This is a genomic window from Desulfobacula sp., from assembly GCF_014237455.1.
Taxonomy (GTDB): domain Bacteria; phylum Desulfobacterota; class Desulfobacteria; order Desulfobacterales; family Desulfobacteraceae; genus Desulfobacula.
In genome coordinates, this window is the sequence record NZ_JABZFL010000051.1 from 122,191 (window position 1) to 149,181 (window position 26,991).

Annotated in this window: 27 protein-coding genes; 14 read left to right on the forward strand and 13 right to left on the reverse strand. The window is 39.9% G+C overall.

From position 1 onward, the window contains the following. Nucleotides 1-103: 103 nt before the first annotated feature. The gene (locus tag HGJ91_RS07690; protein WP_291347130.1) at nucleotides 104-1,387 is read left to right on the forward strand and encodes a CDP-alcohol phosphatidyltransferase family protein; all 1,284 of its coding nucleotides are present in this window, start codon (nucleotides 104-106) and stop codon (nucleotides 1,385-1,387) included. 6 nt (nucleotides 1,388-1,393) lie between these two features. Here the strand turns inward: HGJ91_RS07690 and HGJ91_RS07695 are convergent, their stop codons facing one another. The 6 genes from HGJ91_RS07695 to HGJ91_RS07720 all read right to left on the reverse strand — a co-directional run bounded on the left by HGJ91_RS07695 (nucleotide 1,394) and on the right by HGJ91_RS07720 (nucleotide 6,454). After that, a complete protein-coding gene (locus tag HGJ91_RS07695; protein ID WP_291347131.1) occupies nucleotides 1,394-2,578 on the reverse strand; it encodes a diaminopropionate ammonia-lyase in 1,185 nt (394 codons plus the stop codon). Nucleotides 2,579-2,637: 59 nt separating this feature from the next. Then, complete coding sequence (locus HGJ91_RS07700; RefSeq protein ID WP_291347132.1) at nucleotides 2,638-3,063, reverse strand: GNAT family N-acetyltransferase; 426 nt, start codon at nucleotides 3,061-3,063, stop codon at nucleotides 2,638-2,640. A gap of 2 nt (nucleotides 3,064-3,065) precedes the next feature. Next, nucleotides 3,066-3,521 carry an SRPBCC family protein gene (locus tag HGJ91_RS07705; protein WP_291347133.1) on the reverse strand — a complete coding sequence of 152 codons (456 nt, stop codon included), beginning with the start codon at nucleotides 3,519-3,521 and terminating at the stop codon, nucleotides 3,066-3,068. Between the two features lie 130 nt (nucleotides 3,522-3,651). Then, nucleotides 3,652-4,407 carry a DUF2971 domain-containing protein gene (locus HGJ91_RS07710; protein ID WP_291347134.1) on the reverse strand — a complete coding sequence of 252 codons (756 nt, stop codon included), beginning with the start codon at nucleotides 4,405-4,407 and terminating at the stop codon, nucleotides 3,652-3,654. Nucleotides 4,408-4,661: 254 nt separating this feature from the next. Then, nucleotides 4,662-5,639, reverse strand: coding sequence for a rhomboid family intramembrane serine protease (locus tag HGJ91_RS07715; protein ID WP_291347135.1), 978 nt, complete (start codon nucleotides 5,637-5,639; stop codon nucleotides 4,662-4,664). Then, the gene (locus HGJ91_RS07720; RefSeq protein ID WP_291347136.1) at nucleotides 5,636-6,454 is read right to left on the reverse strand and encodes a putative molybdenum carrier protein; all 819 of its coding nucleotides are present in this window, start codon (nucleotides 6,452-6,454) and stop codon (nucleotides 5,636-5,638) included. Before HGJ91_RS07720 ends, HGJ91_RS07715 begins: the two co-directional genes overlap by 4 nt. Before the next feature lie 104 nt (nucleotides 6,455-6,558). On the opposite strand from HGJ91_RS07720, the gene HGJ91_RS07725 reads away from it, so the two are divergent. Beyond that, nucleotides 6,559-7,143: an HDIG domain-containing metalloprotein gene (locus tag HGJ91_RS07725; protein WP_291347137.1), complete on the forward strand. Its 585-nt coding sequence runs from the start codon at nucleotides 6,559-6,561 to the stop codon at nucleotides 7,141-7,143. Further along, entirely contained in the window at nucleotides 7,124-8,746 is a 1,623-nt protein-coding gene (gene pgi / locus HGJ91_RS07730) for a glucose-6-phosphate isomerase (RefSeq protein ID WP_291347138.1), read from the forward strand. Before HGJ91_RS07725 ends, pgi begins: the two co-directional genes overlap by 20 nt. On the opposite strand, the gene HGJ91_RS07735 is transcribed toward pgi, so the two are convergent. Next, nucleotides 8,741-9,754: a 3-oxoacyl-ACP synthase III family protein gene (locus HGJ91_RS07735; protein ID WP_291347139.1), complete on the reverse strand. Its 1,014-nt coding sequence runs from the start codon at nucleotides 9,752-9,754 to the stop codon at nucleotides 8,741-8,743. The genes pgi and HGJ91_RS07735 overlap by 6 nt on opposite strands. 259 nt (nucleotides 9,755-10,013) lie before the next feature. On the opposite strand from HGJ91_RS07735, the gene HGJ91_RS07740 reads away from it, so the two are divergent. From HGJ91_RS07740 to HGJ91_RS07760, 5 genes are all read left to right on the forward strand, one after another. Next, nucleotides 10,014-11,189, forward strand: a complete 1,176-nt coding sequence (locus HGJ91_RS07740; protein ID WP_291347140.1) for an ABC transporter substrate-binding protein — start codon at nucleotides 10,014-10,016, stop codon at nucleotides 11,187-11,189. 90 nt (nucleotides 11,190-11,279) lie between these two features. After that, complete coding sequence (locus HGJ91_RS07745; RefSeq protein ID WP_291347141.1) at nucleotides 11,280-12,215, forward strand: branched-chain amino acid ABC transporter permease; 936 nt, start codon at nucleotides 11,280-11,282, stop codon at nucleotides 12,213-12,215. Between the two features lie 32 nt (nucleotides 12,216-12,247). Continuing rightward, entirely contained in the window at nucleotides 12,248-13,522 is a 1,275-nt protein-coding gene (locus tag HGJ91_RS07750) for a branched-chain amino acid ABC transporter permease (RefSeq protein WP_291347142.1), read from the forward strand. Nucleotides 13,523-13,527: 5 nt separating this feature from the next. Next, nucleotides 13,528-14,301, forward strand: coding sequence for an ABC transporter ATP-binding protein (locus HGJ91_RS07755; RefSeq protein ID WP_291347143.1), 774 nt, complete (start codon nucleotides 13,528-13,530; stop codon nucleotides 14,299-14,301). After that, nucleotides 14,301-15,014: an ABC transporter ATP-binding protein gene (locus HGJ91_RS07760; protein ID WP_291347144.1), complete on the forward strand. Its 714-nt coding sequence runs from the start codon at nucleotides 14,301-14,303 to the stop codon at nucleotides 15,012-15,014. Before HGJ91_RS07755 ends, HGJ91_RS07760 begins: the two co-directional genes overlap by 1 nt. Nucleotides 15,015-15,074: 60 nt before the next feature. Here the strand turns inward: HGJ91_RS07760 and HGJ91_RS07765 are convergent, their stop codons facing one another. Further along, nucleotides 15,075-16,484: a sigma 54-interacting transcriptional regulator gene (locus HGJ91_RS07765; protein WP_291347145.1), complete on the reverse strand. Its 1,410-nt coding sequence runs from the start codon at nucleotides 16,482-16,484 to the stop codon at nucleotides 15,075-15,077. 643 nt (nucleotides 16,485-17,127) lie between these two features. On the opposite strand from HGJ91_RS07765, the gene trxA reads away from it, so the two are divergent. From trxA to HGJ91_RS07795, 6 genes are all read left to right on the forward strand, one after another. Continuing rightward, nucleotides 17,128-17,427, forward strand: a complete 300-nt coding sequence (trxA, locus tag HGJ91_RS07770) for a thioredoxin (protein ID WP_291347146.1) — start codon at nucleotides 17,128-17,130, stop codon at nucleotides 17,425-17,427. 33 nt (nucleotides 17,428-17,460) lie between these two features. Beyond that, nucleotides 17,461-19,548: an ASKHA domain-containing protein gene (locus HGJ91_RS07775; RefSeq protein WP_291347147.1), complete on the forward strand. Its 2,088-nt coding sequence runs from the start codon at nucleotides 17,461-17,463 to the stop codon at nucleotides 19,546-19,548. Between the two features lie 21 nt (nucleotides 19,549-19,569). Continuing rightward, nucleotides 19,570-20,847: a bile acid:sodium symporter gene (locus HGJ91_RS07780; protein ID WP_291347148.1), complete on the forward strand. Its 1,278-nt coding sequence runs from the start codon at nucleotides 19,570-19,572 to the stop codon at nucleotides 20,845-20,847. Continuing rightward, a complete protein-coding gene (locus HGJ91_RS07785; protein ID WP_291347149.1) occupies nucleotides 20,844-21,089 on the forward strand; it encodes a universal stress protein in 246 nt (81 codons plus the stop codon). The genes HGJ91_RS07780 and HGJ91_RS07785 overlap by 4 nt, the downstream gene beginning before the upstream one ends. Nucleotides 21,090-21,306: 217 nt before the next feature. Next, the gene (locus tag HGJ91_RS07790) at nucleotides 21,307-21,708 is read left to right on the forward strand and encodes a DUF134 domain-containing protein (RefSeq protein ID WP_291347150.1); all 402 of its coding nucleotides are present in this window, start codon (nucleotides 21,307-21,309) and stop codon (nucleotides 21,706-21,708) included. 83 nt (nucleotides 21,709-21,791) lie between these two features. Further along, nucleotides 21,792-22,094, forward strand: a complete 303-nt coding sequence (locus HGJ91_RS07795) for a DUF5320 domain-containing protein (RefSeq protein WP_291347151.1) — start codon at nucleotides 21,792-21,794, stop codon at nucleotides 22,092-22,094. A gap of 72 nt (nucleotides 22,095-22,166) precedes the next feature. Here the strand turns inward: HGJ91_RS07795 and HGJ91_RS07800 are convergent, their stop codons facing one another. The 5 genes from HGJ91_RS07800 to HGJ91_RS07820 form a co-directional block, all read right to left on the reverse strand. After that, nucleotides 22,167-22,646, reverse strand: coding sequence for a flavodoxin family protein (locus HGJ91_RS07800; RefSeq protein WP_291347152.1), 480 nt, complete (start codon nucleotides 22,644-22,646; stop codon nucleotides 22,167-22,169). 109 nt (nucleotides 22,647-22,755) lie between these two features. Next, entirely contained in the window at nucleotides 22,756-24,084 is a 1,329-nt protein-coding gene (locus tag HGJ91_RS07805) for a hypothetical protein (protein ID WP_291347153.1), read from the reverse strand. 2 nt (nucleotides 24,085-24,086) lie between these two features. Next, nucleotides 24,087-24,818 (reverse strand): outer membrane lipoprotein-sorting protein, encoded by a 732-nt coding sequence (locus HGJ91_RS07810; protein WP_291347154.1) that lies wholly within the window; start codon nucleotides 24,816-24,818, stop codon nucleotides 24,087-24,089. Between the two features lie 69 nt (nucleotides 24,819-24,887). Continuing rightward, nucleotides 24,888-26,141 (reverse strand): FtsX-like permease family protein, encoded by a 1,254-nt coding sequence (locus tag HGJ91_RS07815; protein WP_291347155.1) that lies wholly within the window; start codon nucleotides 26,139-26,141, stop codon nucleotides 24,888-24,890. Between the two features lie 17 nt (nucleotides 26,142-26,158). Further along, a complete protein-coding gene (locus HGJ91_RS07820; protein WP_291347156.1) occupies nucleotides 26,159-26,830 on the reverse strand; it encodes an ABC transporter ATP-binding protein in 672 nt (223 codons plus the stop codon). Between the last annotated feature and the right edge of the window lie 161 nt (nucleotides 26,831-26,991).

Genomic DNA, 26,991 nt, shown 5'->3' on the forward strand with positions numbered 1-26,991 from the left:
TTTAAATATCAAATAAAGACATCTGTATCAATGATCATATGGACTATTGCCGGCTAAAATGATAAGTAGACTGGAATAAAAAAAAGGAGGCTGTTGCCAAAAAATGGAAAGATTTTTTGTTATTGTTGTTTCCGCTGCTATTGGGACGGCTTTTTACTTCTGGTTTTCCCGGGCTGTTAAAAAGCAGTATATGCAAAACTATGTCATGTCACACCTGTGGCTGTTACACCCGAACTCAATCTGCTACTGGCGGACAGCCATGTCTGCTTTTGGATTTATCCTCTACTTTTTTACCCCGTATCAATCCATTGCTATCTTTATATTTACCTTTTCAGCCATCCTTGATGGCGTTGACGGTGTTGTGGCAAGAGGATGCAATCTTTCGTCCCAGTGGGGAGAATGGCTGGATCCCATGTGTGACAAATTGACCTATTTGCCGCCATTGATTGGATTTGCCTATACAGGAATTATATCAATAGAATTAATATGGGTCCTTGTGGCCATTGAATTTGTGGGCCAGTTTTTTGCCCGGCGGATTTTGACCTGGATCAAATTCTCCGGAGCTGCCAATAATTTTGGAAAGATAAAGGCCATCATCTGCTTTGGCCTTGTTATTTTATGTGCAATGATGGATACAAACCCGGAATTCTTAAACATTACCGACGGCGTACTCGTCGCCTGCATTATACTTTCATCCGCATCTATTGTCTTTAAATTTATCCCCAACCGGCTCTATGCAGATATCCTTTCTGTACTTAATTTTTGTTGTGGTGTGACCAGCCTTATCCTGACCCATCATTATTATTTTTCCTGGGCAATTTGTATTATCATCGCCGGGCAATTGTTTGACTTGTTTGACGGGCGTATGGCGCTAAAACACGGCGGAACCAAATATGGTCCTTATCTGGATGATATTGCTGATTTTGTCAGCTTTGGACTGGCGCCAGCCTATGTGATTGTGCAAATAGGTGGTTCACTGGCATGGGTTGTCAGTGGTATCTTTGTTATTGGGGTTGCATTTCGCCTCATCCGGTTTATCGCAACAGATAAAAAGCGGACCGACCTGCCTGAGGGTATATTCAACGGGCTTCCAAGTCCTGCGGGAGCGTTGATCGTTCTGGGTGCATCTCTTATTGCAACGCCGGGCATATTGTGGGGGTTGACCAGTGTCTCTGTCGGCTTAATGGTGAGTCATATTCGGTTTGTCCATTTTGGACGGGTAATCCTCAAGCAGATCCCTAAACCCGTGTTTTTTCTGATCAGTGCGTCAATTATTCTTACACTTACTTTTATTTTTAAAACAAAAAATGCCGAGATGTTTGGATATCTGATTCTGGGGTCTGTTCTTATCTATATTGTTGCAGGCAGAAAGTGGATACGCCAATAGAGATCCTCAATACCAGACAATCTCACGATATGCCTCCGGGTCCGTATCTCCCTCTGTCGAAAACAATAATATTTTAGAATCACTCGTTATGCGCAGGTCATCTTTTATGCTGCCATACTGCTTTTTGGAAAGCAGTTCGTAAACCAGTCCAAGCGTCACAGCACCGGACTCACCTGATATAATTGCCTGGTCACCCGCCAATGGGTTTCCCAGAACCCTCATTCCCCGCCGAGCCACATCATCTGAACATTTAATAAAAGCACCTGCCTCAGCATTTAGTATTCGCAGCCCTATATGGCTGGGCTCACCACAGGCAAGACCGGCCATAATTGTTGGCAAATCACCCTTCACCTTAAAAGGCTTACCATCACACAATTTTATTGACTTATAGAGACAGGGCGCACCCTGCGGTTCAACCACGACAAATACGGGTGTTGTTTTATCAGTGAAACTGCATAAGCAGGCCAAAATGGCCGCTGCCAAAGACCCGACACCTGCTTGTAAAAAAACATGTGTTGGCCATATTTCCTGTTCCTGGTAAAGACATTCAGTTATCAATGTGAAATAACCCTGCATAATATATGTCGGTACTTTCTCATATCCGGCCCATGAGGTATCCTGTAACAAAATCCACCCATTATCTTTTGCCATCTTTTCAGCATAAAGAACCGTATCATCGTAATTTTGATTTATAATTGATGCCTCAGCTCCGAACTGCTTTATTGCATTTAAGCGTGCCAAAGAGGAACCCTCAGGCAGATACACAACAGCTTTGCAGCCAAATTTTTCCGCTGTCCAGGCGACCGCCCTGCCATGGTTACCATCTGTTGCAGTCGCAAATGTGATTTTTTGAAATTTAAATTTTTCAGATACGATTCTCTCAAAAGTCAATTCATCGTCACTCAAATTCAATTTATTTCCCAGAACCTTGGCAATAGCATAACTGGCGCCCAAAACCTTAAATGCATTTAAATCAAAGCGGTGGCTTTCATCTTTGACGAACAATCTATCAATTCCAAGTTTATCCGCAAGTGAAGATAACCGGATAAGCGGTGTCGGCTTATAGTTGGGAAGGCTTTTATGAAAATTAACAACACGCATGGCTATCTTGTCATTAGCAAAATTAAATAATGACGGATCATACTTGTGTTGTGTGTCATTCAACTGACAGGAAATATTTCGACCCTTCATTGTAAATCCTTATTATCTAAGAGTTTGTTATAGCTGTTTGAGCCACTTTTTCTATGAATTCAAGCCAGGCTGATTTTTTCCATATATATATGTTCAATATTTACTTCCGTATAAGGATCACCATAGACAGAAAAGCCCAATTTTTTGTAAAACCCCACAGCATGTTTTTGAGCACCAAGATAGATTCTTTTCATCCCTCTGTTTTCTGCCTCTTTGACTAACGATAGAACCATTTTTGCACCCAGTCCCTGTCCTCGATAGTCCTTCAGCACTGCCAGTCTGCCAATATGCCCGTCCTTGAGCATGCGGCCTGTACCCGCATAATTTCCATTGCAGATGCTCAATACATGAACAGCATCACGGTCTTGACCATCAAAATCCATATCCGGGTCAATATGCTGCTCATCCGTGAATACGGCATTCCTTATATTCCTAATCCCGGGAGCATATTGCTCATCAAACTTAATAACGATGGTTTCTATCATTGTTAAATGCTGGACCCTTGTGCTTCGGATAATTTTTTCAGTTTCATTAACATCCCCTCGACCATCTTTTCAGCTGTCCGCTGACCTAATACACCCAGAACTTTACCAATGATTCCAAAAGGCATTCCAACATCTTCAACAAAATAAAATATTGTACCAGATTTATCAGCCTCTATTTTCCATTGGATCTCATAATTTTTTACATTTACCCCGGATGTCATTCTAAGAGTCAATCTTTTGTTTTCATTCCAAATTACAGCTTCGAAATTTATTTTTCTGAGCGACCCTGGTACTTTCTCCTCAACGTAGTAGGTCGCCCCTACTCCTGAATGAGTTTCGCTTGTGTATTCACATTTTTTAAAACTATCAAACCACAACACGATTTTTGTGGGATCGATTAAAAATGGCCAAATTTTTTCCGGAGATGCTGAAATTTTAATTGTTTTTTCAACCTTCATATCCCTTCCCCCTTTTCAATTATTTTGTTCAACGAACCGGATAACTTGCCGGGCGATAACCTAAAAAACTGTTTATATCATTAATTTATTTGGAATGACTCTATAATCTCGATCAAGTTCAGCCGGGTGGTTAAAAAGCATTTATTATGTCATTGAAATCAATTGGAATTCTGCTCAATGCAAATTCCTTTTTTTTCTTCTTAGCTTTCACGTACTTCATATCAGGACCAAGAATACGTGCGATCGCTTTGCGTTCATTAATACTCATATTACAACCAAAAATAATACAAGAAATTGGTGCGGGTAGTGGAACTAATATGTCAGCAAACTCACGACGAGCGATTAGACGCCACTCTTTCTCGTATCCCCAATGAGGGGATTTAGACGTTGCAATCTTTGTAAAAGATTCAGAGTTCTCAAGTTGTTGAGGAGTAAAAGATAGTACCTGATTGTCGAAATTATAGATTACTGGCGCACAGGAGTCCCACATGCCTAAATAATTATCCTCTTTGCGTTCAAATTCAATACAAAATCCAGTGTGGCCCTGACTATAATGTGACCACATCAGAATATCGTCATTAACTTCGCTAAAACAAATGACAGGCATTTCTTTTACGTCGTTTTTTGCATTTTCGAGAGATGTTCGATCAATTGGTATTCCTCCAATAGAATCTTGTGTTAAATCAAAGTGGAATTCGAAAGGGTCATTCAACGATTTGGCTTTTGGGCACCAAATCTGTTTGTTTATCAGGATTGATAACGAACGCTCACTATAAGATACGTACTTGTAGAGCTTGGAAATCCCGACTTGACCACAGGAAGGGCATTGAAGCCTTCTTCGAAAAAATTCTGTTTTGCAGTTTGAGCAGTTTATGATTGGTTCCATGTTGTGATCCTCAGTAGTCCGTGCTTTCTAACAAGTAATTATGCGGTTGTCCGCATATGATTCATTCTGGAAAATATTAACATACAGAGACCCCGATGAAAAAAAACACCTCTTGATTTCCAGGGCTCGGACACAGCTCCGCTCTGTCGATTACTATATCACTAGTCAAGATATCTGTGAGAAAGCAATTTTTTATATCCCTTCATCTATATAAAAGGATGTCGGGAAAATCAATCGGGACAACCCCCTGGTTGTCATAAAATCTTATTTTTAACATTCACCGTAAGATACATGTCCCCTTTTATTCCATCTGGAACGGATTTGCCCATTCCGGAAAGCCTTAATCGGGTTCCATGTTTCACCCCTGAAGGAATTTTAACCTTGTACAGGGGTTTATAAAATCCCCAGGGGATCGTCACCATTTTATTTGTACCGGCAATGGCCTCCATGGATGTAATATCAATATTTCCATAAAGATCCGGACTGTCCGGACTGCCGGATGCAACAATCATTTGAAGCCTTGGGGTGTGCTTTTTAGCGGTAAATTGACTGATCTTCTGTTTTGTGCCTGTTTTTGGCAGTTTTTTGTTCAGCTTGACCAACACAAGCCCTGCTATAAATCCGCCAATATGTGCCCACCAGGCAATACCCGACCCGGCATTTGCGCCGGCCGCATTAAAAAACTGGATTAAAAACCAGACCCCGAGAAAAATAAACGCGGGGATTTCAACAAACAAGGGTATGATAATAATGGGAATAATGGTTAAAATCCGTGATTTCGGATACAGCAGAAAATAGGCGCCCATAACACCGGCAATGGCCCCACTGGCACCAATGGTCGGCACCATGGAGACGGGATTCAAAAAAAAGTGGAACAGGCCTGAAATAATGCCGCAAATCAAATAAAACCCTAAGAATCTTAAGGAACCGAAATGGTCTTCAACATTGTCTCCAAAAATATACAGTGTCCACATGTTTCCAATGAAATGTAAAAACCCGCCATGCAAAAACATATAGGAGAAAATGGAAAACAGGTGATTGCCTGTTGAAAAATGCCTGGACATTTCATGGACTGTATATTTGGCCGGAACCAACCCGTAATAGTAAAAAAAGACTTCATTATTTAATCCGGTTTGAATCTGCAGAATAAATACCAGCAGATTAATTCCCATGAGGAGATAAGTCACAACAGGAAAACAATTAGATGGCTGGTTGTCTCGAATGGGTATCATTTAATCATCCTCAATAGATGATCTGTTTCAAGATATTGTTTAAACTGTTTTAAAATCTCCATAACCGCATCTTCAATGGTACACTTGTCATCTTTCATTTTAATGGAACACTCTTTTAAAAGGGATTGATTCCCTCTGTCAAACCCCACACGCTGCCTGACATATTCCAGCAGTGTAAAATAGAGCATATGAATATTGTCGCGTTCAAGTTTTGCAATAAATATTCTGGTTTTCAGCGGCAAATCGTCACACAGCAAACCAATGGATTCTTCCAGGGTTTGAGGAAAGTCCTCTTTAACAGGACAGGAAGGTATATATTTTTTCAACCCCCTATCCTTCCGCGTATCTAAAAAGAGAAGATAGAGCATGATTTCGAGAACCGTTTTAACATCCATGTAAATCCCGGGATGATGGCTCAATCTGGGGCCTGCCACATTCAAGGTTTGGATATTATTTTCCATTATAAAAGATTTTAAAATCATGGATGCTTCAAATTCTTCTGTATTTAACAGATCAATATAACAATTCGGCCTGTCGATAAATTCTGCAAAACTCTGGGTAAGCTTTGATCCCCCGGTAAGTCTGCCGCGGGAAATAATCACGGTACCATGGGAATCAAGGATATTCTGCTCTGTTCTGGCTTTGTAATCTGCCGTATCCATTTCATTTAATTGATATTTTGCCGGCAAGGGTCCTTTTTCCGTTTTGCGACCTTTTGGAAGCCATCCGCCATGTTCAATATTGAATTTAATGGCAACGTCAAGTGCTGCCCTGTCTGCACCGGTCTGTCCGCCTGAAATTATTTTTTTCAACATTTTAATCGTATCATCACCTAAAAAAAAAATCCTTTTATATCATAACAGTAAGGGGTATAACTTCAATACTATTTTATCATTTAGCATAATTTGACCAGGGGTCTATGAACATACCGTCTAAAAGAGAGTGTTTTAAACTGATAAAAAAAATGAAAATGATGGGTCATATTATCGACCACTCTATCATGGTTTCCAATATTGCACTGTTTATCTGTCTAAAGCTTAAAAAACATTCTCCTGATCTTAATATCCGGCTGGTAACGTCTGCAGCGCTGCTTCACGATATAACAAAAACCAGAAGCTTTGATACAAAAGAGAGCCATTCCGAAACCGGGGGCCTGATGTTAACTGAACTGGGATATCCCGAAGTAGGAGACATCGTACGACAACATGTCATTCTGGATTCTTATGAAACCGATTCTCCGGTTTCAGAGCAGGAAATAGTCAATTATTCCGATAAAAGGGTATTGCATGACAAGGTGGTGCCGTTGAAAAAAAGACTTGAATACATCAAATTACGATACGGAACCGGGAAAGAGTTTAAGGACCGTCTTCAGAACATGTGGGCAACCACAGTGGATCTGGAAAATAAAATTTTTTGCCGCCTTGATATAACCCCCGGCCAATTATCTGAATGTATGACACAAGAAATTAAAATGGGAGATTATAATGGGCCGGAAAATATTTAGCGCCTGTAACGCCTGTCAAAATCTAAACCGTCTTTCAAAAACCTTTGAGGACAAAAAATTTCATTTAAAAAATCTGATTCAAGATAAGGACAGACTTGAAAATTTCTCATTAAAACTGGAAGGATTTTTCTATGATTTTTCCAAACAAAGAGTAGATGATACGTTGCTCAATGAATTATTTGACCTTGCCAGAGAAACCAGGGCAAAAGAGTCATTTTCAAAAATGGTGTCCGGCAAAATCGTTAATGTAACTGAAAATAGAGCTGCCCTTCATACTGCCGCAAGAGACTTTACCCATGACTCTATCGTATTGGATGATCTGGATGTCATTTCGGAAATCAAGCGTGTGAATAAACAGATAGACTCTTTTTCCAAAAAAGTTCATGATAACGACCTGAAAGGGTCTACGGGAAAATCTTTTACCGATGCGGTTGTCATAGGAATCGGCGGCTCTTATCTTGGGTGCGAATTTGTTTACACTGCATTAAAACATAGTATTGACCCGGTTATTAATCTTCATTTTTTACCCAATGTGGATATTGATAATTTTGGGCAGGTCATTAAAGGCATTGACCCTGAAACCTGTCTTTGGATTGTTATTTCAAAATCATATACCACAACCGAAACCATGGCCAACCTTAACCAGGCCCTGTTATTTTTAAAGAATAATCACCTTGATCCTTTAAACCATCTTGTGACTATTACAGCCAAGGACAGCCCTGGTGATGATTCCTCAAACTCTGGTTTAGGTGCTTTTCATCTGTTTGATTTTATTGGTGGCAGGTATTCTGTGACCTCTGCAGTCGGAGGACTTCCGTTAAGTCTTGCCTTTGGATTTGATGTTTTCACCCGTTTTCTGAAAGGCTGTCATGATATGGATTTACATGCCTTAAACGCCCCGGAGGAAAAAAACATTCCTTTGACAGCAGCTTTGATCAGCATATGGAATTCCAATTTTTTACACTATCCGGCTCAGGCAATTATTCCCTATTGCAGTGCCTTGTCCAAACTTGCACCTCATGTACAGCAGCTGTATATGGAAAGTCTTGGTAAGGGAGTAACATCTGACGGCAAAATGACTGATCATCAAACCGGGGTTATTGTTTTTGGCGAGCCCGGGACCAACGCACAGCATTCATTTTTCCAGTTTGCCCATCAGGGAAGTCCGTTTCCCATAGAATTTGTCGGGGTTGTAAAACCGGTTTATAATAAGGATCAGGCTAAATTAGAAGGGGTTTATAATCACCAGGAATTATGGGCCAATATGATTGCACAGGCTCAGGCCCTGGCCATTGGAAAGGATGATGATAACAAAGCAAAATATTTCACAGGGAACAGACCTTCTTCCACCCTCCTCATCAATGAGCTGACACCTGAAAGTATGGGGTTGCTCCTGGCTTTCTATGAGGCAAAAACCATATATGAAGGATTTATACTCGGCGTGAATCCGTTTGATCAATTCGGTGTTGAACTGGGAAAAGTGCTTGCTTCTGATATCCGGGATCAAATCAGAAAAAAAAATGATGATGAAACGACTGATTTTAATTCCCTTGATCCCGCAACAAAATTTTATCTTGATACCTTATTTAAAGGATCATTATAAAAACTTATAAATCACACTGCCCCAGGTAAGACCGGCACCAAGACCCGTGAAAATAACGACATCACCGGATTTGCCAATACGTCCCTGTTCCATTGCTTCATGAAATGCAAGCGGAATACTTGCTGCGGTGGTATTTCCATATTTTTGAATATTATGGAATATTTTATCATTATCTAATTTTAAAAATTGTCCCATGGCTTGATTAATTCTCATATTGGCCTGGTGCGGGACAATCAAATCAATTTCATCAAGACCCATTTGTGCTTTTTCAAGAGATTCTTTTATAACCCTTGGCATCATCCTGACAGCTTTTTTAAATATGGCCGGACCATCCATGACAGGATAGTATCTTGCATCATTGATTGGCACATCTGGCGGCAGTCGCACAGGAAGTCTTGATGCAGGAAGTTCAACCGTTAAGGCCTCGGCAAAATTGCCATCTGCATGAAGTGCAGAAGCAAGCACACCAGCCTTTTTTTCAGTTTCAACGCCTTCAATGCAAACTGCTGCTGCCCCATCACCGAATATAACCGTAACATCCCGCCCTCTGGTGGATTTGTCAAGGCCTGAAGAGTGTACCTCTGCACCCACCAGAAGAATTTTATTGGCCAAGCCTGTTTTTATATAGGCATCTGCTGTGGCAAGACCGTAAAGAAATCCCGTACACTGCTGCCGGATATCTAATGCAGGCGTAGAGTTGAGCCCCAGCTTTGCCTGTAGCAGACATCCTGAACCCGGAAACATGATATCAGGGCTCAGTGTTGCAAAAATGATAAAATCAAGATCTTCAGGCTCCCATCCGGCATTGTCCAGGGCTGTTTTAGATGCTTCAAATCCCAAATCAGACGAACCGGTTACACCCTCCTCATCAATCCAGTATCTTTGCTCGATCCCCGTCCTTTGTTTTATCCATTCATCCGAGGTATCTAATATTTTTTCAAGATCATGGTTGGTAATGACGTTAGGCGGTACAAACATCCCACTGCTTTTTATGATGCTTTTCTTCATTGAGTTTTCCTTAATTAAGAATTATCAGATTGATAATATGTCCTGTCCTGCTGTATTATGCCTGTTTATAATATTAATTTTTTAATTAGGCAAGAGCCTTGAATAAAATTAAAAAACGACATGGATATTATAGTTATTAATTTTGTGTAATTATCCTTTACTTAACCTGTATTTTTAAATATAAATTAAGCTCGTGTGTGTTTTAAAAGCGTATTCCATGAGGCTTTTAAAAAATAAATTAATATTTAAAGGAGGTAACATGAAAAAGCTTGCTTGTTTAGTGGTTGTAGCCTTTGCCTTTGCCATGGTATTTTCACCATCGGCATTCAGTGCAAGAAAAACGATTATCAAAATTGGTATTAATGCCCCTATGACCGGAGATATCCCAAAGGTTGGGGAAGGTTCCAAATATGCCGCACTGTTATGGCTTGAGGACATTGAAAAAGCCGGTGGACTTGAAGTCGGCGGCAAAAAATTTGAAGTTGAACTTGTTATTGAAGATAATGAATCCAAAGCAGAATCAGCTGTCAAAGCAAATACCAAAATGATCACCCAGGATGATGTTCTTGCCATTATTGGTCCTCAGTCCTCCAAACAGGCAGTTCCTGCCGGTGAAGTTGCCAACAAGTATAAAACCGTTATGATCAGCCCCTGGTCCACCAATCCTGCAACCACTCTTGACAGACCCTATGTATTTCGCGGCTGTTTCCTTGATCCGTTCCAGGGTCCTGTTGTAGCCAACTTTATTACGGATGAATTCGCGTTTACAAAAGCGGCTGTTCTTTATGATGTTGCCTCTGATTATCCCAAAGGACTGGCTGAAGTGTTTAAAGCCGCATGGGAGAAAAAACATGGTGCAGGCTCTGTTGTTGCTTACCAAAGCTTTACAACAAAAGACACGGATTTTTCTTCTCAGTTAACTCAGATTGTTAAATCAGGTGCCGAAGTTCTTTTTACCCCCCAGTATTATAATGAAGTTCCTCTTATCGTTCGACAGGCAAAAGAACTTGGATGGAAAGGTCCCATCGTCGGATCTGACTCCTGGGGATCTGCTGAAACAGTAGAACTTTGTGGTGAACCCTGTTATGGGCTTTATTTTTCATCCCACTATGCAGCAGCCGGCGCCAAAGGCGCAACAAAAGCATTTATCGACAGATATACTGACAATTACGGATATATTCCCGACGATGTAGCCGCCCTTACATGGGATGCACTTCAGCTTGCCCAGCAGGCCATTCAGGATGCTGGTAAAATTACCGGGAAAATTGAAAAAGACAGGACAGCAGTTAAAGATGCCCTTACAAAAATCAAAAATTTTGCAGGCATTACAGGGAACATGACCTTTACCCCGGAAGGTGATCCCATCAAATGCGCTGTTATTGTGAAAATCAATGATAACGGTGAATATGAATTTTACAAATCCAGTTGTCCTTAATCGGTCAAATGGTATCGTTTAAGTAATCATATGACTGCCATGCAACTTGTGTGCATGGCAGTCATAACTCTATAGAACAGGAGCTGGTGAATGGAAGCTTTGATAGAATTAGGTCAATTTATTCTTCAAAACCTGATAAATGCACTCCAGAGAGGCAGTTTTTATGCAGTGATATCCATTGGTTATTCAATGGTATACGGTGTTTTAATGCTCTTTAATTTTGCCCATGGCGATATTTTTATGGTGGCCACATATATCGGCTTTGGGATTGCAACACTCTTCCTTGCATTGTTTACAGGGTTTCTACCCGGTCCCCTTATCTTCCTTGCCACAGTCGTTGTTACCATGTTTCTGGCATCCTGGGTCGGCGTTTTTGTTGAAGTTGCAGGATACAGACCTTTAAGATCCGCACCCCGTGCATCAGCAGCCATTACAGGTTTGATGATCGGCATTATCTTTGAGACCGGTATTTTAATCTTGCTGGGTGCTAAAAGATTGAATTTTCCACCATTGATGGAATCTATTTCCTACAATGTCGGTGGTATCTATTTTACAAATGTAAAAGTGATGATTATTATCATATCACTTCTTTTAATGGTTGCCCTTCATACATTCATCCAGAAAACAAAATGGGGAATGGCCATGAGGGCAATGTCATATGATTTTCTTGCCGTTCCATTGATGGGGGTATCCATAAATATTATTGCACCCTTAACTTTTGCAGTGGGTGCAGGCCTGGCCGCAGTTGCCGGAATTCTTTATGGACAAGCCTATCCGATTCTGGATCCTTATATGGGTGTCATCCTTGGATGGAAGGCATTTGTTGCGGCTATTCTTGGTGGTAGGGGCTCCATTAAGGGCGCAGCCCTTGCCGGATACCTTATAGGATTTATCGAGATATTTGTTGCCACTATTTTTCCATCAACCCTAAGAGATCTTATTGCCTATTCCATTATTCTTCTTATCCTGACATTCAGACCCAGGGGATTCTTTGGAATGGAACACAGCACAAAATTAAGGCTTTAATTTTTTAACTTCAATAGATACAGGAAAGTTACATGGAAATAGCAAGAAAATTTAAAAATATGTTTTCTACAGTGCCGATGCTGGGATGGCTGCTGGGTATATTTACCGCTGTACTCATAGAATATTACTGGGGTTATGATTATATCTCATATTATCTGGGATTACCCAAAATACCGGTTTTATTCGGCGCTCTGATTGTGCTTAAGGATCCAATGATGATACCCGGTGTGATTGGGTATGATCTTATCGTTTATGTTATTCCGATTCTTTTGATTGCAAAAGCAAGCATTTTTTTCACCAATCCTATAGCAGCCATCCTGGAAAAAACACCTCTGTGGATGTCAGCCATTATTCATCTGATTTTTTTCTATGGCGTGCTTCATCTATGGGCTGGAATCAATGATTACAGGGTACTTGTTGTTAAGCTGACTCTGATTTCCATCATCTTAACCATCAGTATCAATGTGATTAATGGGTACCAGGGAGAATTTTCCTGTTCCCATCCCGGATTCATGGCTATAGGAGCCTATATTTCCTCAATCATAACACTATATTTTTTTGTTAATGACAAAACCTTTGGTGCCGCTGTTTTATCCCAGGGTCTGGGTCCATGGCTATTTCCCTTTGCTCTTATATTAGGTGGCATTGGAGCATCACTTGCTTCGCTGCTGGTAGCGATCCCTTCTTTTAGAACCAGGGGGGATTATCTGGCCATTATCTCCCTTGCATTTATGTTTATTATAAAGAGTGCTATTGAAAACCTCAATGTCATTGGCGGGGCCAGGGGAATGGGAGGGCAGCCCGATTATGCGCCCCTGCCCATCATCTTTATCTGGACCATGCTGTGCATCTGGGTGGTCCACAATTTTGTCACCTCTATCATGGGAAAAGCATTAAATGCTGTCAGGGATGATGAAGCCGCTTCGGAATCCATGACAGTTAAAACCCGGAAAACAAAAATGACCGCTTTTATGTTCGGTGCATTCTGGGCAGGCATTGCAGGGGGATTGTTTGCCCATGTACTGGCCTATATCAATCCGGGTATGTTCAGCATAAACAGACTTGCCGAAATACTTGCCATGGTTTATTTTGGCGGTCTTAATTCTATTATTGGTTCCATTGTCGGGGCTGTCAGTATCAATGTTTTGGGCGAAGCCTTAAGGCCGCTTGAACTCTTTAAATGGATTATTATTCCTTTAATTTTAATTTTGGTGATGATTTTCCGTCCATACGGCCTGATTTCCTTTAAAGAGATCAACGCCAAAAGATTATTGAGAGCTAAACATAAAAGAGAACAAGGAGCTTAAAACCCATGTCTGCATTGCTCAATGTAAATAAAATGACACATTATTTTGGCGGCCTTAGAGCGGTACATAATTATAATTTAAATATCGAACCCCGACAGATCACAGGACTTATCGGCCCTAACGGTGCAGGAAAGACAACCATATTTAATCTGATTACAGGCGTGTATACGCCGACAGAAGGCTCCATTACCCTTGAAAACGAGAATATCAAAGGGCTTGAAACCAATGAAATTGCTGCCAAAGGATTGGGCAGAACATTTCAAAACCTTGCGTTGTGGCGACATATGAATGTTCTGGATCATATTAAAATGGCCCATTATTCACAATTAAACTATGGGCTGATCGGAGCATTTTTTAATACTCCCAAATGCAGGCAGCAGGAAACCCGGATTGAAGAAAACTCCTATCACCTGCTTGAATTATTTGATATCAAACAGCATGCAGATCAAATAGTTACTAACTTGCCTTATGGGGCACAACGACGGGTAGAAATGGCAAGGGCCATGGCAACCAACCCGAAAATTCTTTTCCTTGATGAACCCACCGCAGGCATGACACCTGACGAACTGGGCCAAATGATTAAAATTATCCGCCGGGTCCACCAGGATTTTAAAGTGGCCATCTTTCTGATTGAACACAGGATGAAATTTGTAATGGAATTGTGCCAGTATATTCAAACCCTGGTATTTGGAGAACTCATTGCAGAGGGACCACCCGAAGAAATTCAGAATAATCCCCAGGTTATTGAGGCTTATCTTGGCAAGGAGGATCTTACCTGATGCAGCTAAAAGTTAAAAATTTAAAGGTTTCTTACGGAAATATCAAGGCGCTTCACGGAATTGACTTTAGTGTTGAAGCGGGTGAAATTCTAACCATTATCGGTGCCAATGGTGCCGGGAAAAGCACTACTTTAAGGGCAATTTCCAGGATGATTCCAGCTGAGCCTGGATCTGTTCTTGAGTTTGAAGGAGAAGATCTTCTTAAATACAGTACGGATAAAGTTGTCTCAAAATTAGGCATATCTCATGTACCCGAAGGAAGGAGAGTCTTTGGAAACCTTACGGTAACAGAAAATCTTGCCCTTGCCTGCTTTGCCAGAAAAGACACTGATCAGATCAACAGGGACAAAAAATGGGTGTTTGATCTATTTCCAAGGCTTAATGAGCGAAAAGACCAGCTTGCAGGGACTCTGTCCGGTGGTGAGCAGCAGATGCTGGCTGTTGGAAGAGGTTACATGAGCGGTCGCAAAATCATGCTCTTAGATGAGCCCTCCATGGGGTTGGCCCCGATTCTCATGATGGAAATGTTTGATGCGTTAAGAGAAATCAATAAGCTAGGTACCACAATTTTACTGGTTGAACAGAACGCCCGGCTTGCCTTGAAATTCGCCCAGAGGGGTTATGTAATAGAGAATGGTTCTCTTGTCCTTAAAGGGCCTTCAGATGAATTGCTCAATAACCCGGATGTTAAAAAGGCGTACCTGGGGGCTTAAACCAAACCGATAAAAAGCCTTGCCAAAACTTTCCATCAAGGCTTTTGCTCTTTTTTCATTTTAGGGCTTTTGCAATGGGATGCCCCATTTTTTCATGTATTTCCACACTGAGGTTCGGCTTTTTTGAATTCGTCGACCCACTTCTGCCTTATTCCAATTACACTCTTCGAGCAATTTTAAAAGATCCAATTTTGTTAGCTTCGCAACTTTTTCAGTAGTGTACGAATTGGTTGAAATCAAATTAGTAACAGGAGGAACACCTTCCAGGGTCACATGGTTTTCTCTGATCTCCATTGGCAGGTCTTTGAGTTCAATCTGGTTAGAATTACAGATCACAAATGCATGTTCAATGGCATTTTCAAGTTCCCTTATATTCCCGGGCCATAAATGTTCCATCAATCGCTTCATCCCTTGTGTATCAACCTTCTCTATGGATTTATTCTCTCTTTTATTTCCTTTTTTAATAAAATGACTGACAAGTATTGGGATGTCTCCACGGCGTTTTCTTAAGGATGGAACATTAATGGGGAAAACCTTTAATCGATAAAACAGATCTTCTCTGAAATTACCCTGCTGAGTCAGGTCATAAAGATTTTTATGGGTCGCGGCAATAATTCTGATATCTATCTTTCTTTTCTTTGAGTCCCCTACCCTTTCAATCTCTCTTTCCTGGAGGACTCTTAGCAGTTTTATCTGCATATATGGGGTCAATTCTCCAATTTCATCAAGAAAAACAGTCCCGCCGTCAGCCTCCTCAAATCTGCCTTTTCGATCTTTGTGAGCCCCTGTAAAGGCCCCTTTAACATGGCCGAAGAGTTCACTTTCAAGCAAGGTTTCAGAAAGGGCGGAACAATTCACCGTAATCAAAGGGCTTGAGGAACCGGCACCTATATAATGAATGGCCTTGGCAACCAGTTCTTTTCCCGTCCCGCTTTCACCCTGGATCAGCACTGTGGCCCGACTGTTTGCTACAGCCTGTATAGCATCAAACACATTCTGCATTACAGCACTTTTCCCGATAATACTCCCAAGCCGGTAAGTTTTTTTAAGTTCCCTTTGAGCCTCATCAGCCGTTTTTTTAATTTTTTTTAATTCAGTCAGGTCTGTAATCGTTTCAACAATTCCTAAAATCTGATCATTATCATCACGGGCAAGCCTTGCATTTTTTATTACGGCAATATTGTGTCCGTTCTTGTGCTTGACAAAACATTCTTTGGCTTCTGTTTTTCCATGCTTCATTACACCGCATTTATTAATATTGGCCGGACACTCTTTACCGAAACACCGGCTGCATTCAATCAAACTACAGGTATCGCCAACAGCTTCCTGTTCAGAATAGCCTGTGATTTTTTCCATTGACTTGTTCCAGGATGTAATGATGCCCTGGTCATCCAAAGTGAAAAGACCTTCTGCCATCGTATCAAGAATCTGGTTTAAAAAATTAACATTCCATAATTGATGGGTTTCCATATCTTATCCTTTTGTGTAACGCATTTTGCCCTAACCACAAAGAATAGGTAACGTTACTATTATAATCAATACCAGGAAAATTTTTAAACACTATGAGTTATCCTTAGGCATCTTTTTTTGAATTTTTTTCTTGTCTGTCACCTGACAGGCATCTCTCATTCAGGTAGATATCCCCATTTTAGGCAGGATATAAACCTGTACCAGGATATAAATACCTATGAAAATAAAAACGTAAATCATTTCTTTCATGTGTACCTCATTCGTTTTAGTTTAATTTTATAATTGAAAATACGACAATTGCACAATTTTGCTGATTTTATCCAAATTTACAAAATTTATCAAATTTTTATTATAGCAAGGGTTGTGCCATCTATATATTTCCATTGTCTATATACTATATATGATATGAGTTTTGTCAAAAAATCGTTACAAACCGAAACCGTTTCAATAAAGTAACGTTCCCTTTTTTAATTACAATCATATAGCATTAATATATTTTGAAGATTTATATTATTTTACCTTTAATTTTCAATGAGTTAGCATGTTTTTTATAGGGAAGAAAGTAATGCGTGGCATACTTTTTGATTATAATAAATTTTCATAATAGTTATTTTATCAAATCATCTATGGAGATTAACTAAAAATGGGTATAGATCAATTCCAGGAAACTTTAAAAAATGGTGTTACGCTCATGGATTTTAATGCAACCTGGTGCGCTCCTTGTAAAGCACAGGAACCTATCATCAAAAAACTGATGAATACATATCAAAACCGTGCATCTATCATTGAAATCAATATCGACGAACACAGAACATTGGCTACAAAATACAGTGTCCAAAGTATCCCTACACTAATTCTTTTCAAGGATGGCAAAGAGATTAAGAGGTTTGTGGGTCTTCAATCCGAAATCACCATTGCGAAAAGCCTGGATGACGTGATATAGAACTTGAGCAATTAAAAAAACCGGAGGTTCTAAATGGGCAAATGTATCAATCATCCTGATCGAGAAACCAGTTATATCTGTATGAAGCATAATATTTATCTCTGCGAGGAATGTCTGGAGTGTCGTGATCCCGATATCTATTGCAAGTTCAGACCCTCCTGCCCGATTCATTTTATTACGAAAAAAGGGTTTGACTCTTCAAAAGAAGAAGCTGTTAAGGAAGAACCTGTTAAAGAAGAATGTATCGTCACCTTCGAACCAGGGGGGAAAAAAGTTGCCGTCACCCCAGGGACAAATTTATTGGAAGCCTCCCAAAAAGCAGATATTTACATCAATGCTTCCTGCAATGGTAAGGGGTCCTGTGGGAAATGCAAACTGGTCATACAATCCGGGAAAATTGATTCTGAAAAAACATTGCTTTTAAGTGACAAAGAAAAAGAAAAGGGATATGTCCTTGCCTGCCAATCAAAAATTTCTGAAGATATCATAGTCAAAATTCCGGAAGAGACAATCGAAAAAAAATTAAAAGCGGCCGGAATGGGAGAGGCAGCCACCAAAAAACTTTCAGGGCTTGTAGAAAAAATAGAACCGATTGTAGAAAAAATCCCCTTTCAGCTTGATTTGCCGACACTGGAGGATACTGTCAGTGATCTTGACCGGTTGAAACGACAGCTTAAAAAACTTGGATATGACACCTCCAAAATGAATATTAATATCAGGGTAATGCGTCAACTGACAGAGTCGGTCAGGGACGATGACTGGAAGGTCGTGGCTTCCTTACTATGGAAAAAATGCTCTTCGGAAATCGTTGATGTCAGCCCGGCCCATGATCGAAAAAAATCTCTTGGCATGGCTGTGGATCTGGGAACAACCTCAATTGTTGTCTATATTGTGGATATGGCTGATGGTGCCGTACTAAGTGCTGCATCGGGTCATAACAGACAGGCCGCATGTGGTGATGACGTCATCAACCGTATTGTGTGCTCTGAAAAAGACGGTGTAAAAAAACTAAAAAAAATGGCGATTTCCACTATCAATAATTTAACAAAACAGGCCTTGGACTCAACCGATGCAAACCATAAACAGATTGAAAGTATTGTTATATCCGGCAATACAACCATGACCCACCTGCTGCTTGGAATCGAAGCAAAATATATTAGAAGAGAGCCGTATATTCCAACTGTTTCTGAATTCCCGATTATTAAAGCCAGTGAAATCGGATTAAAGGCTGCATTTTATGCGGGTGTTTTTGTGATGCCGGGACCTGCCAGCTATGTGGGTGGGGATATTGTGTCGGGTGTACTATATACAGGGTTCCATCAGTTTGAAGATATTACCCTTTTCATTGATATTGGAACAAATGGAGAAATTGTCCTGGGTAATAATGAATTTCTTATGACCGCAGCCTGTTCTGCAGGTCCTGCTTTTGAAGGCGGAGGTATCAGGTGGGGCATGCGTGCAGAGGATGGGGCTATTGAAAAGATTACCCTTGACCCTGAAACGTTTGACCCTGACTATTTAACCGTAGAAAATAAGCCGGCCCGGGGAATTTGCGGGTCTGGCATGATAGATCTCTTGTCTGAAATGCTTTTAAAAAAAGTCATTGGTCAGGATGGAAAATTCCAGATTGAACTCAATCACCCAAGATTTACCCTGTTCAACGAAGAACCCGCTTTTATTATTGAATCTGCAGACAATATTGACTCAGAAGAAGATATTATTTTTACTCAGTCAGATATAAAGAGTCTGATTCTAAGCAAAGCTGCCGTATATGCAGGATTCAGCATCCTTCTTGAACAGGTTGGGATGGATTTTTCTTCTATCGGCCAGATGATTATCACCGGGGGATTTGGGCAATTCCTCGACATTGAAAAGGCAATAACCATAGGATTGCTCCCGGATATTGAAAGAAAAAAATTCAAATATATGGGAAACAGCTCCATTGCAGGTGCCTATATGGCACTTCTTTCCAATACTTATCGCCAACAGGCCATCGCTATTTCAAATACAATGACATATCTTGATTTTTCAAGTAATAATGACTTTATGGAAGAGTTCACAAGAGCCCAGTTCCTACCTCATACCGATGCAGACTTATTTCCAAGCGTTCACACAAAATAAACCAACAAAGGAATTGATGTGATGCTCAAATTTTTGTCACTCATACAAAAGAATCTTGTATGGGCCATCCCGACCTCCATGATAGTCGGATTAATCTACGGATATCTGTTTAACGCAACGCCTTTGAAACAATTCATTATTCCGGTAACATTTATCATGGTCTACCCCATGATGGTGACATTAAATGTGAAAACCATCTTTAAAGGACATGACTTTAAACTTCAACTGGTAACCCAGATCATCAATTTCATATTTGTTCCTTTGCTTGTATTTTTTATTGGAAAAATATTTTTATCGGGTGAAGCACCCAAGTTTGCTCTCTGGGCTGTTGGACTCTTTTTGATAGGTGTTCTGCCAACATCAGGAATGACCATTTCCTGGACCGGATTTGCCAAAGGCAATAAGGAAGCTGCCATTAAAATGGTTGTATTCGGACTCGTGATCGGCTCTCTTGCGGCTCCGATTTTTACCAAAGTGTTTATGGGTGCGACCATAGAAGTAAACATGCTTCATATGTTCAAACAGATTGCTATTTTCGTATTTTTTCCTTTATTTGTGGGCCTTTTAACCCAGGCTGTTGGAATGAAAAAATATGGCAAAAAACTATGGAATGAAAAAATTAAACCCAAATTTCCTCCATTTTCTGCCCTTGGAGTCGTCTTAATAGCATTTCTTGCCATGTCGCTTAAAGCAAAACATATCATTGCCAATCCCGGTGATATCATCATTATTCTAATCCCTTTGACTGTCTTTTATCTCATATCATATATTTTATTAACAATAGTCGGCAGGTTTTTCTTTTCAAGAGAAGATGCTGTTGCCATGGTTTTCGGGGTTGTTATGCGTGATTTATCCATCGCCCTTGCCATTGCCATGACAGCCTTTGGAAAACAGGGAATGACCATTGCACTTTTGATTGCCCTTGCCTATATCATCCAGATTCAGAGTGCGGCATGGTATGTAAAATTTGTAAATTATATGTTTGGCGCGCCCAGGGCAAAAGAGAAAAAAACCGCTGAATTTAGAATAGATGAAAAAATAAAAAATCCTGAATTTGAAAAAAATGTTTCCATGACAATTGATATAAAAAAGATACTTTTTGCAACGGATCTATCTGAAACTGCCCGACATGCTGTTAAATATGCCTGTAGCATTGGAAATAAATATAACGCCCAGGTTCATGTCATCCATGTTGTTCCGGATGTGCTGGATGAATACTCTTCCGGGACAGGGATTAATGGGATGAATTTAACCGGAAAAATATTGACACTGCAAAGAAAATTATCCAGGAAAGAATGAAACTAACATCACAAAAAGTTCTTGAACAAATGCCCCATTGTCCACTCTCAGAAAATCGAACGATTGTTACAGCAGGCAACCCGGTTAATGAAATCGTAAAAACTGCACAAAATAACAATTTCGATATGATTATCATGGGAACCCACGGACATGGTAAATTTGAAGAGGTGGTGTTGGGAAGTACTGCCAGCGGTGTTATTCTTAAATCAAAAGTGCCGGTGCTTGTGGCACGGCCATCCTAGGAAAACCGCCAGATAATACTAAACTGATAATACAAATAAAGCGGTAAAAAAATGCTGTAAGGAATAATTTATTCCTTACAGCATTTTTTTGGTCATTTGACCATAATTCTGCTTGACATGTTTTCTTATCAGTATTATTATTATGGTCAAATGACCAAAATAATAAATAATTACCTTCGGCTAAATGGATGGAGCAAATTTAAATAAAGGAAATAACATGACCCGACCTAAAAGACCAAGATGTATCAGATCCCATCCGATTATCAAAGAATTCAGACCTGAGGGTGTTGAAGAAAGAGGAGAAGTCACCCTCTCCCTTGAAGAGTTTGAGGCCATCCGCCATATTGATTTTGAAGGACTGGATCAGAGCCGAGCAGCAGAAATCATGAACGTATCCCGGCAAACATTTGGAAGGATTCTTAAAGCCGGCCGGTTCAACCTGTCAAACGCCCTTGTGAACGCATATCGTCTCAAAGTGGAAGGCGGCTGTTATTTGATTACCGGCAATGGATCCGATTATGGACGCCATGGTCGTGGAAGGGGATATGGAAGAAGAGGCAGGGGGCCGGGCACAGGCAGAGGAAAAGGCCAAGGTAACGGGCTTGATAAAGGAAAATAAGTAAATCAGGATTTTTAATTATGGCAGTAAAACTATTTTACCAATATGCTGCCACAGTACTATAAACAAAAGGAGGCAAAATTATGCCAGGATTTAATCAAAGAGGCCCTATGAATGAAGGAGCCATGACAGGAAGAGGAAGAGGAAACTGTACTGGTGCTGTCGATCCCGATCAGGGATTTACAGGAAGAAACGATAGAGGATACGGTATGGGAATGGGCAGACAACGCGGCAGGAGAGGCTGTCAGACACCCGGCTTCGGGAAAGGCTATGGCCAAACCGAGTCTGTCAATCAGAACACATTGCAAAATAGCGTGGATATGCTGAAAGCGGAACTTGCGGCAGTTAAAAAAAAGTTGCAAGACCTATCTGAATCCGGAAAATAATTCAAGAAAAGACCATTTAAAAAGGAGCTGAATAATAAGGTGACGCTTAATAATCAGCTCCTTCTTCCATTTTTACAATTCAGTAATCATTTTCCTTAAAGCGGATAAGTCCTCTTCATTGGGATGTCCGACAGCATGAGCTGCATCACCAATCCATACAGGGGGTTCAGGTTTTTGTTTCACTTTTTCCAATACTTTTGGATTGACCTCTCCCTGACAGGTAAAAACACCTTTTATCTTGACATCATTTTTAAGACCAATGGCGTGATCTATTGCATTTTTAACATGGTTGGATCCTGCTGCCGCACCATGTGTCGCAAACAGGAAAAGACTATTGTCCTTTATCACTTTTTTTGCCAAATACTCACTGATTTTCGGATCGGGTTTGCCCGCCATCAGCCAGAACCCCACTGCGGTTAAATCGTACCCTTCAGTAGAAGGCGCCTCATCAACAGGGAAGATATCCTTTTCTCCCTCCAGGCTTTCATAAATTGCTTCTGCAAGTTTTTTCGTATTTTTTGTCTGACTGGAATAAACAATCAATGATTTCATTTATTTTTCTCCATTTTAGTTATTATCGTTTGGGAAAATCCCAGAAAGTATAGAGGAGCAAAATATATACCAATAATAACTTTAATCACTAAAAAACCACAAACTTTGTTTAAAAATAATATTGAACGGATAGGATGATCTTGGCTTTGTTTATTTTCTCACCATATTCGGTTTTGCTTTCACCTAGAAGAAATGCAGTTTTAAATTCCAAAGTTAAGTTGGTCAGTGGAGAATACGTCATCTGGGGTGTTATGGAAGCGCTTTGATCGTTCATGTTATAAATAAAAGTGATTGCCGGCACAAAATATAAAATATCAAAGGGATCTTTTTGAGAAATTTTTAAATACAGGTAGTCTCTCATGGCAGCCTGTTGATTATAATAAGGTGAGTATGTTTTGCTCGTGGAAATTAATGTTTTGTCTGATGTATTTGAAAACTGCTCAAACCCTCTTTCAATCAATGAGAAATAATTTTCATATTCCCGGGGCGAATATCCTTGTCCGTTCCGATAATATTCTAATATATAGGTTGTGTCTTGACTGGAAAGGTACCGCAGACCTAATAGAAAATTAAAGGCCGTGTATTCCTGCACACTGGTATTTCCATCAGCATCAATAATATATTGATGATAGTCTTTAACCAAAGCCGCATCCCCATGAATTTCAAGCGAGGGGGTAAGATTTTTAGAAAAATCAATCCCAACGCGGTCATCCATATTATCACTGAGTAAAAACATGAAATCAACATCCGTATCAAAGGCAAAAAAATAAAATTTCGCCCCCCAGATGAGCTCATCTTTTGGACCTATCTCATGATTAATATCCCTGTTAACCGGCATGAAAACAGGTGTTATAGCAATTGTCTGCAAAACACCTTCCATGCTCTTGATATAATCAGCGCTCAAGGAATAATAGCCTTCCAATGTTGCATCAGGATCATCAAGATCTTTGGGCCTGGAAAAGAATGCAGAAGGGCTGAAGGCATATCCCTTTCCCCATTTATGCACTTTTTTGCCTGCATCAAAAGCCCACGAAAAAGAAGGCTGAAAAGAGATATAAGTCTCTTCAACCTTTCTTTCAGATTCAAAATTTTCATCGTCGTTATAATAGAAAAGGCCGTTGAAACGGCCATATAATTTAATAAAGTCCTTCTGGTACTGGCCCTCAATTGTTAAATCAAGATCTGTCTGCCAGGCTGTGTCTTCCTTTTTTTCATCCAGATATTTTTGTTTAAATAAGAGTGCGTTTCTATCAAAAAATCTTATGGTTTCTTTTATTTCAATATCAGCATTTATCGAATATGGTTTTTTTTTAACTTCCTCAATTTTAAACTCAAGATCCAGATCAATCAGGCTGTTATCAGTATTTTGTGAAAATGCTGTTCCATAGAACAAAACTATCATAAACCAGGCGGTTAAAAGGACAAAAACATGTCTCATTATTATCGCAGCCCATCAATTTTATGCATATAATTCAAGCTGAATATTTCATCGGCAAGGTCTCTTTTTTTAACATTTGCAAATACAATATAAGATTTATAATCCTTATATAAAGGACTGTCAGTTTCAATAAGTGAGGGCCGGACAACGCCATTACCAAAGTCTTTAATGTTTTTAAAATAAAGGTTTTTTATTAACATTCCTGATGCGGCATAACACTCAATCTTATAGGGAAGCAGTTTCTCAGAATCAATGGACATGGTAACAGTTTCATATGCAACATTCTTTAATTTCGCCTTTAAATAGAGTGTGTATCCGTTATCTATTGTTTCTATTTTTTCACAATTGTATTCAGCACTGTAATCCACCCGCATAATATCAGAATTATTAAAAACCCCGCCTGTTACAGATTGAAGGCTTGTTATTCTGATTGGTTTTCCAACATTTGGAATATATAACCACATGTTGTCCCCGATACGCAGGGTACTTCTTCCCTTTTCACTGGCAGGTGAAAGGAAAACCGATGCTATTTTGTCTTTACCTTTTTTTATGGAAAACATGACAAATTCTTTTTTAGTGCCATCCGGCTCTATATTTATCAGCTTTCTGTACATTTCAAAACTTTCAGGGTTTAAATTTCGATCGACTTGTTTGAGAATTTCATTTCCATCCAGGGCAAATGCCGGTATTGCCGAAAACAGACCCAGCAAAATAATTATAAATATTTTTTTCATTTTTTTATACCTTTCTTATGCCTGGACGAAAACCTGAAAATTGGCGGTTTTCCGTCGGCATCAATTAAGTTAAACATGTCCCAATGCATCAACCGGCTCCATTCTTGAGGCTTTATAGGCGGGCTGCAAACTGGCAAAAACAGAAATAAACAGAACAATGCAGGAAACCCATAAAAGCTCGGTTATATTCACTGAGGGAGCCAGTAGCAAATTATCCTGGCGGCCAAAGGCAAAGCTGATTTTATAAATATTTAATAAAAATATACCGGATAATCCAATGACATTGCCGACAATTGTACTGATAAGCCCTAATAAAAGACCTTCTGCAAGAAAAAGGCTCATGATCCTGCCGGGAGACGTCCCGATTGCCGACATGGTTCCAATTTCTCTGACACGCTCATAAACAGACATCATCATAACATTTAGAATACTGATTAATACGATGGCAATCATGATAATTTTCATTGTAATGGTCATAAAATCTATCATTTTAGCGATATTAGAAAACGGAGAAAGCTTATCCCATGTATGAATTTCAAATTCCGGCATTCCTTTTTTATTTATAACGCCTGCTAATTTTGAAGAGACCGCTGCATATACGTTATCAAGTTTGTCAAAATCATGTAATCGAATGGCCACCTCAATTATTTCGGGCTTATCCATCCGCAACAGTTCCTGGGCATCTTTTATATGCATATACCCTTCTTTTCCCTGGGGGCCCAAGATACTCTCAATAATACCGGCAATGGTAAAGTTCAACCCGTTCACACTGCCGTCTTTGTTGTTTGCAACCAGAACTATTGGATCGCCGATTTTGAGTTTCATCCCTTTGGCCAGCTTTTCCGGGATAATCACCTCACCCGGATTTAACAATACCCCGGGGTCTCTATTTTTAGCAAATGTCATCCGGCTCCCCACATCCGGACAGACCAGCACTTCTTTTTCAGGGCTTATGGCATTCAATCGGATATTGGTCGTATCGGTAAAGTTGCTTAACATGGCATTGAGTTTGATTCGGGGGGCCCAGGCTGATATTTCACTATGACTTGAAAGCAATTGTTCAATTTTCTTGTATCGTTTAGTATCCAACGTCAGATTTAACGGCATGGTATCAATTGAAGAAACATATCCTTTTTTATGGATTTGCATTTGTGACAGGTTTGAATCCGTGATTTGTCCTATCATCATGGTTTTAAAAGAACCAGCAAGACCGGAAAATAAAATTACAAGCACAATACCAAGGGTAATCAAAAGAGAGGTTAACAGGGTTCTTCGTTTATATCTTAAAAGATTACGAAGCGCGATTTTAAATATTCGAGTCATTTTATTTCTCCTTTTGCTTATGAAAGCTTCCCGTCAACAAGTGTATGTGTAATTTCGGCCTCTTCCATAATTCGGGGATCATGGGTGGAAAATATAAAAGTGGTTCCAAGCTTGTCTTTCATCTCCCGCATCAAACGAATCACATTGATGGAAGATGTCTTGTCAAGGTTTGCCGTGGGTTCATCAGCCATTACCAGTTTGGGTTGCGTGATCAGAGCCCTTGCCACAGCAATCCTCTGTTTTTGTCCCCCGGACAATTGATCGGGAAATTTATCTTTTTGATTCAGCATACCCACAGAATCAAGAACAGTGAGAATCATTTCTTTTCTTTTTTCCTGAGGTTCGTTTTTAATCATAACAAGAGGGTATTCTATATTCTCGTAAGCCGTCAATACCGGGAAAAGGTTGAAGGACTGGAAAATAAATCCGATTACATCTCCCCGAAATGCGGCCCGCTTTTGACGGTTAAAGCTGTCAACCTGTTTACCGTCAACAAGAATCTTTCCCCAGGTAGGCATATCAAGACACCCAATCATATTTAACATGGTCGTCTTACCACTCCCTGACGGGCCCACAAAAGAAACAAAGGCTGATTTTTCTATGGACAGGTTAATATCACTTAAAGCCTTAACCTCAACTTCACCTGTCTGGTATATTTTTGAAACATTTTCGATTTGAACTAGAGGCATAACCGTCTCCTTTGAAATATAAAATCCGTTATAATACCCTTTTTTCTAACTTAATTTTATGTGTTGATTAATATTTTAAACTAAAGCAAAAGATATGCCATTCAAGATAACAATATCATAAGATATTGAAATAAAAAATAATATTTATTCTATTATAAGAA

What these genes read in the sequence shown, in the direction of transcription:
- HGJ91_RS07750 (WP_291347142.1), top strand. Translation starts at nt 12,248, where the DNA reads ATGGAAATAGCAAGAAAATTTAAAAATATGTTTTCTACAGTGCCGATG.
- HGJ91_RS07780 (WP_291347148.1), top strand. Translation starts at nt 19,570, where the DNA reads ATGCTCAAATTTTTGTCACTCATACAAAAGAATCTTGTATGGGCCATC.
- HGJ91_RS07810 (WP_291347154.1), bottom strand. Translation starts at nt 24,818, where the DNA reads ATGAAAAAAATATTTATAATTATTTTGCTGGGTCTGTTTTCGGCAATA.
- HGJ91_RS07820 (WP_291347156.1), bottom strand. Translation starts at nt 26,830, where the DNA reads ATGCCTCTAGTTCAAATCGAAAATGTTTCAAAAATATACCAGACAGGT.
- HGJ91_RS07790 (WP_291347150.1), top strand. Translation starts at nt 21,307, where the DNA reads ATGACCCGACCTAAAAGACCAAGATGTATCAGATCCCATCCGATTATC.
- HGJ91_RS07765 (WP_291347145.1), bottom strand. Translation starts at nt 16,484, where the DNA reads ATGGAAACCCATCAATTATGGAATGTTAATTTTTTAAACCAGATTCTT.
- HGJ91_RS07775 (WP_291347147.1), top strand. Translation starts at nt 17,461, where the DNA reads ATGGGCAAATGTATCAATCATCCTGATCGAGAAACCAGTTATATCTGT.
- HGJ91_RS07690 (WP_291347130.1), top strand. Translation starts at nt 104, where the DNA reads ATGGAAAGATTTTTTGTTATTGTTGTTTCCGCTGCTATTGGGACGGCT.
- HGJ91_RS07800 (WP_291347152.1), bottom strand. Translation starts at nt 22,646, where the DNA reads ATGAAATCATTGATTGTTTATTCCAGTCAGACAAAAAATACGAAAAAA.
- HGJ91_RS07720 (WP_291347136.1), bottom strand. Translation starts at nt 6,454, where the DNA reads ATGTTGAAAAAAATAATTTCAGGCGGACAGACCGGTGCAGACAGGGCA.
- HGJ91_RS07710 (WP_291347134.1), bottom strand. Translation starts at nt 4,407, where the DNA reads ATGGAACCAATCATAAACTGCTCAAACTGCAAAACAGAATTTTTTCGA.
- pgi (WP_291347138.1), top strand. Translation starts at nt 7,124, where the DNA reads ATGGGCCGGAAAATATTTAGCGCCTGTAACGCCTGTCAAAATCTAAAC.
- HGJ91_RS07695 (WP_291347131.1), bottom strand. Translation starts at nt 2,578, where the DNA reads ATGAAGGGTCGAAATATTTCCTGTCAGTTGAATGACACACAACACAAG.
- HGJ91_RS07715 (WP_291347135.1), bottom strand. Translation starts at nt 5,639, where the DNA reads ATGATACCCATTCGAGACAACCAGCCATCTAATTGTTTTCCTGTTGTG.
- HGJ91_RS07760 (WP_291347144.1), top strand. Translation starts at nt 14,301, where the DNA reads ATGCAGCTAAAAGTTAAAAATTTAAAGGTTTCTTACGGAAATATCAAG.
- HGJ91_RS07740 (WP_291347140.1), top strand. Translation starts at nt 10,014, where the DNA reads ATGAAAAAGCTTGCTTGTTTAGTGGTTGTAGCCTTTGCCTTTGCCATG.
- HGJ91_RS07795 (WP_291347151.1), top strand. Translation starts at nt 21,792, where the DNA reads ATGCCAGGATTTAATCAAAGAGGCCCTATGAATGAAGGAGCCATGACA.
- HGJ91_RS07805 (WP_291347153.1), bottom strand. Translation starts at nt 24,084, where the DNA reads ATGAGACATGTTTTTGTCCTTTTAACCGCCTGGTTTATGATAGTTTTG.
- HGJ91_RS07785 (WP_291347149.1), top strand. Translation starts at nt 20,844, where the DNA reads ATGAAACTAACATCACAAAAAGTTCTTGAACAAATGCCCCATTGTCCA.
- HGJ91_RS07700 (WP_291347132.1), bottom strand. Translation starts at nt 3,063, where the DNA reads ATGATAGAAACCATCGTTATTAAGTTTGATGAGCAATATGCTCCCGGG.
- HGJ91_RS07705 (WP_291347133.1), bottom strand. Translation starts at nt 3,521, where the DNA reads ATGAAGGTTGAAAAAACAATTAAAATTTCAGCATCTCCGGAAAAAATT.
- trxA (WP_291347146.1), top strand. Translation starts at nt 17,128, where the DNA reads ATGGGTATAGATCAATTCCAGGAAACTTTAAAAAATGGTGTTACGCTC.
- HGJ91_RS07735 (WP_291347139.1), bottom strand. Translation starts at nt 9,754, where the DNA reads ATGAAGAAAAGCATCATAAAAAGCAGTGGGATGTTTGTACCGCCTAAC.
- HGJ91_RS07755 (WP_291347143.1), top strand. Translation starts at nt 13,528, where the DNA reads ATGTCTGCATTGCTCAATGTAAATAAAATGACACATTATTTTGGCGGC.
- HGJ91_RS07815 (WP_291347155.1), bottom strand. Translation starts at nt 26,141, where the DNA reads ATGACTCGAATATTTAAAATCGCGCTTCGTAATCTTTTAAGATATAAA.
- HGJ91_RS07745 (WP_291347141.1), top strand. Translation starts at nt 11,280, where the DNA reads ATGGAAGCTTTGATAGAATTAGGTCAATTTATTCTTCAAAACCTGATA.
- HGJ91_RS07725 (WP_291347137.1), top strand. Translation starts at nt 6,559, where the DNA reads ATGAACATACCGTCTAAAAGAGAGTGTTTTAAACTGATAAAAAAAATG.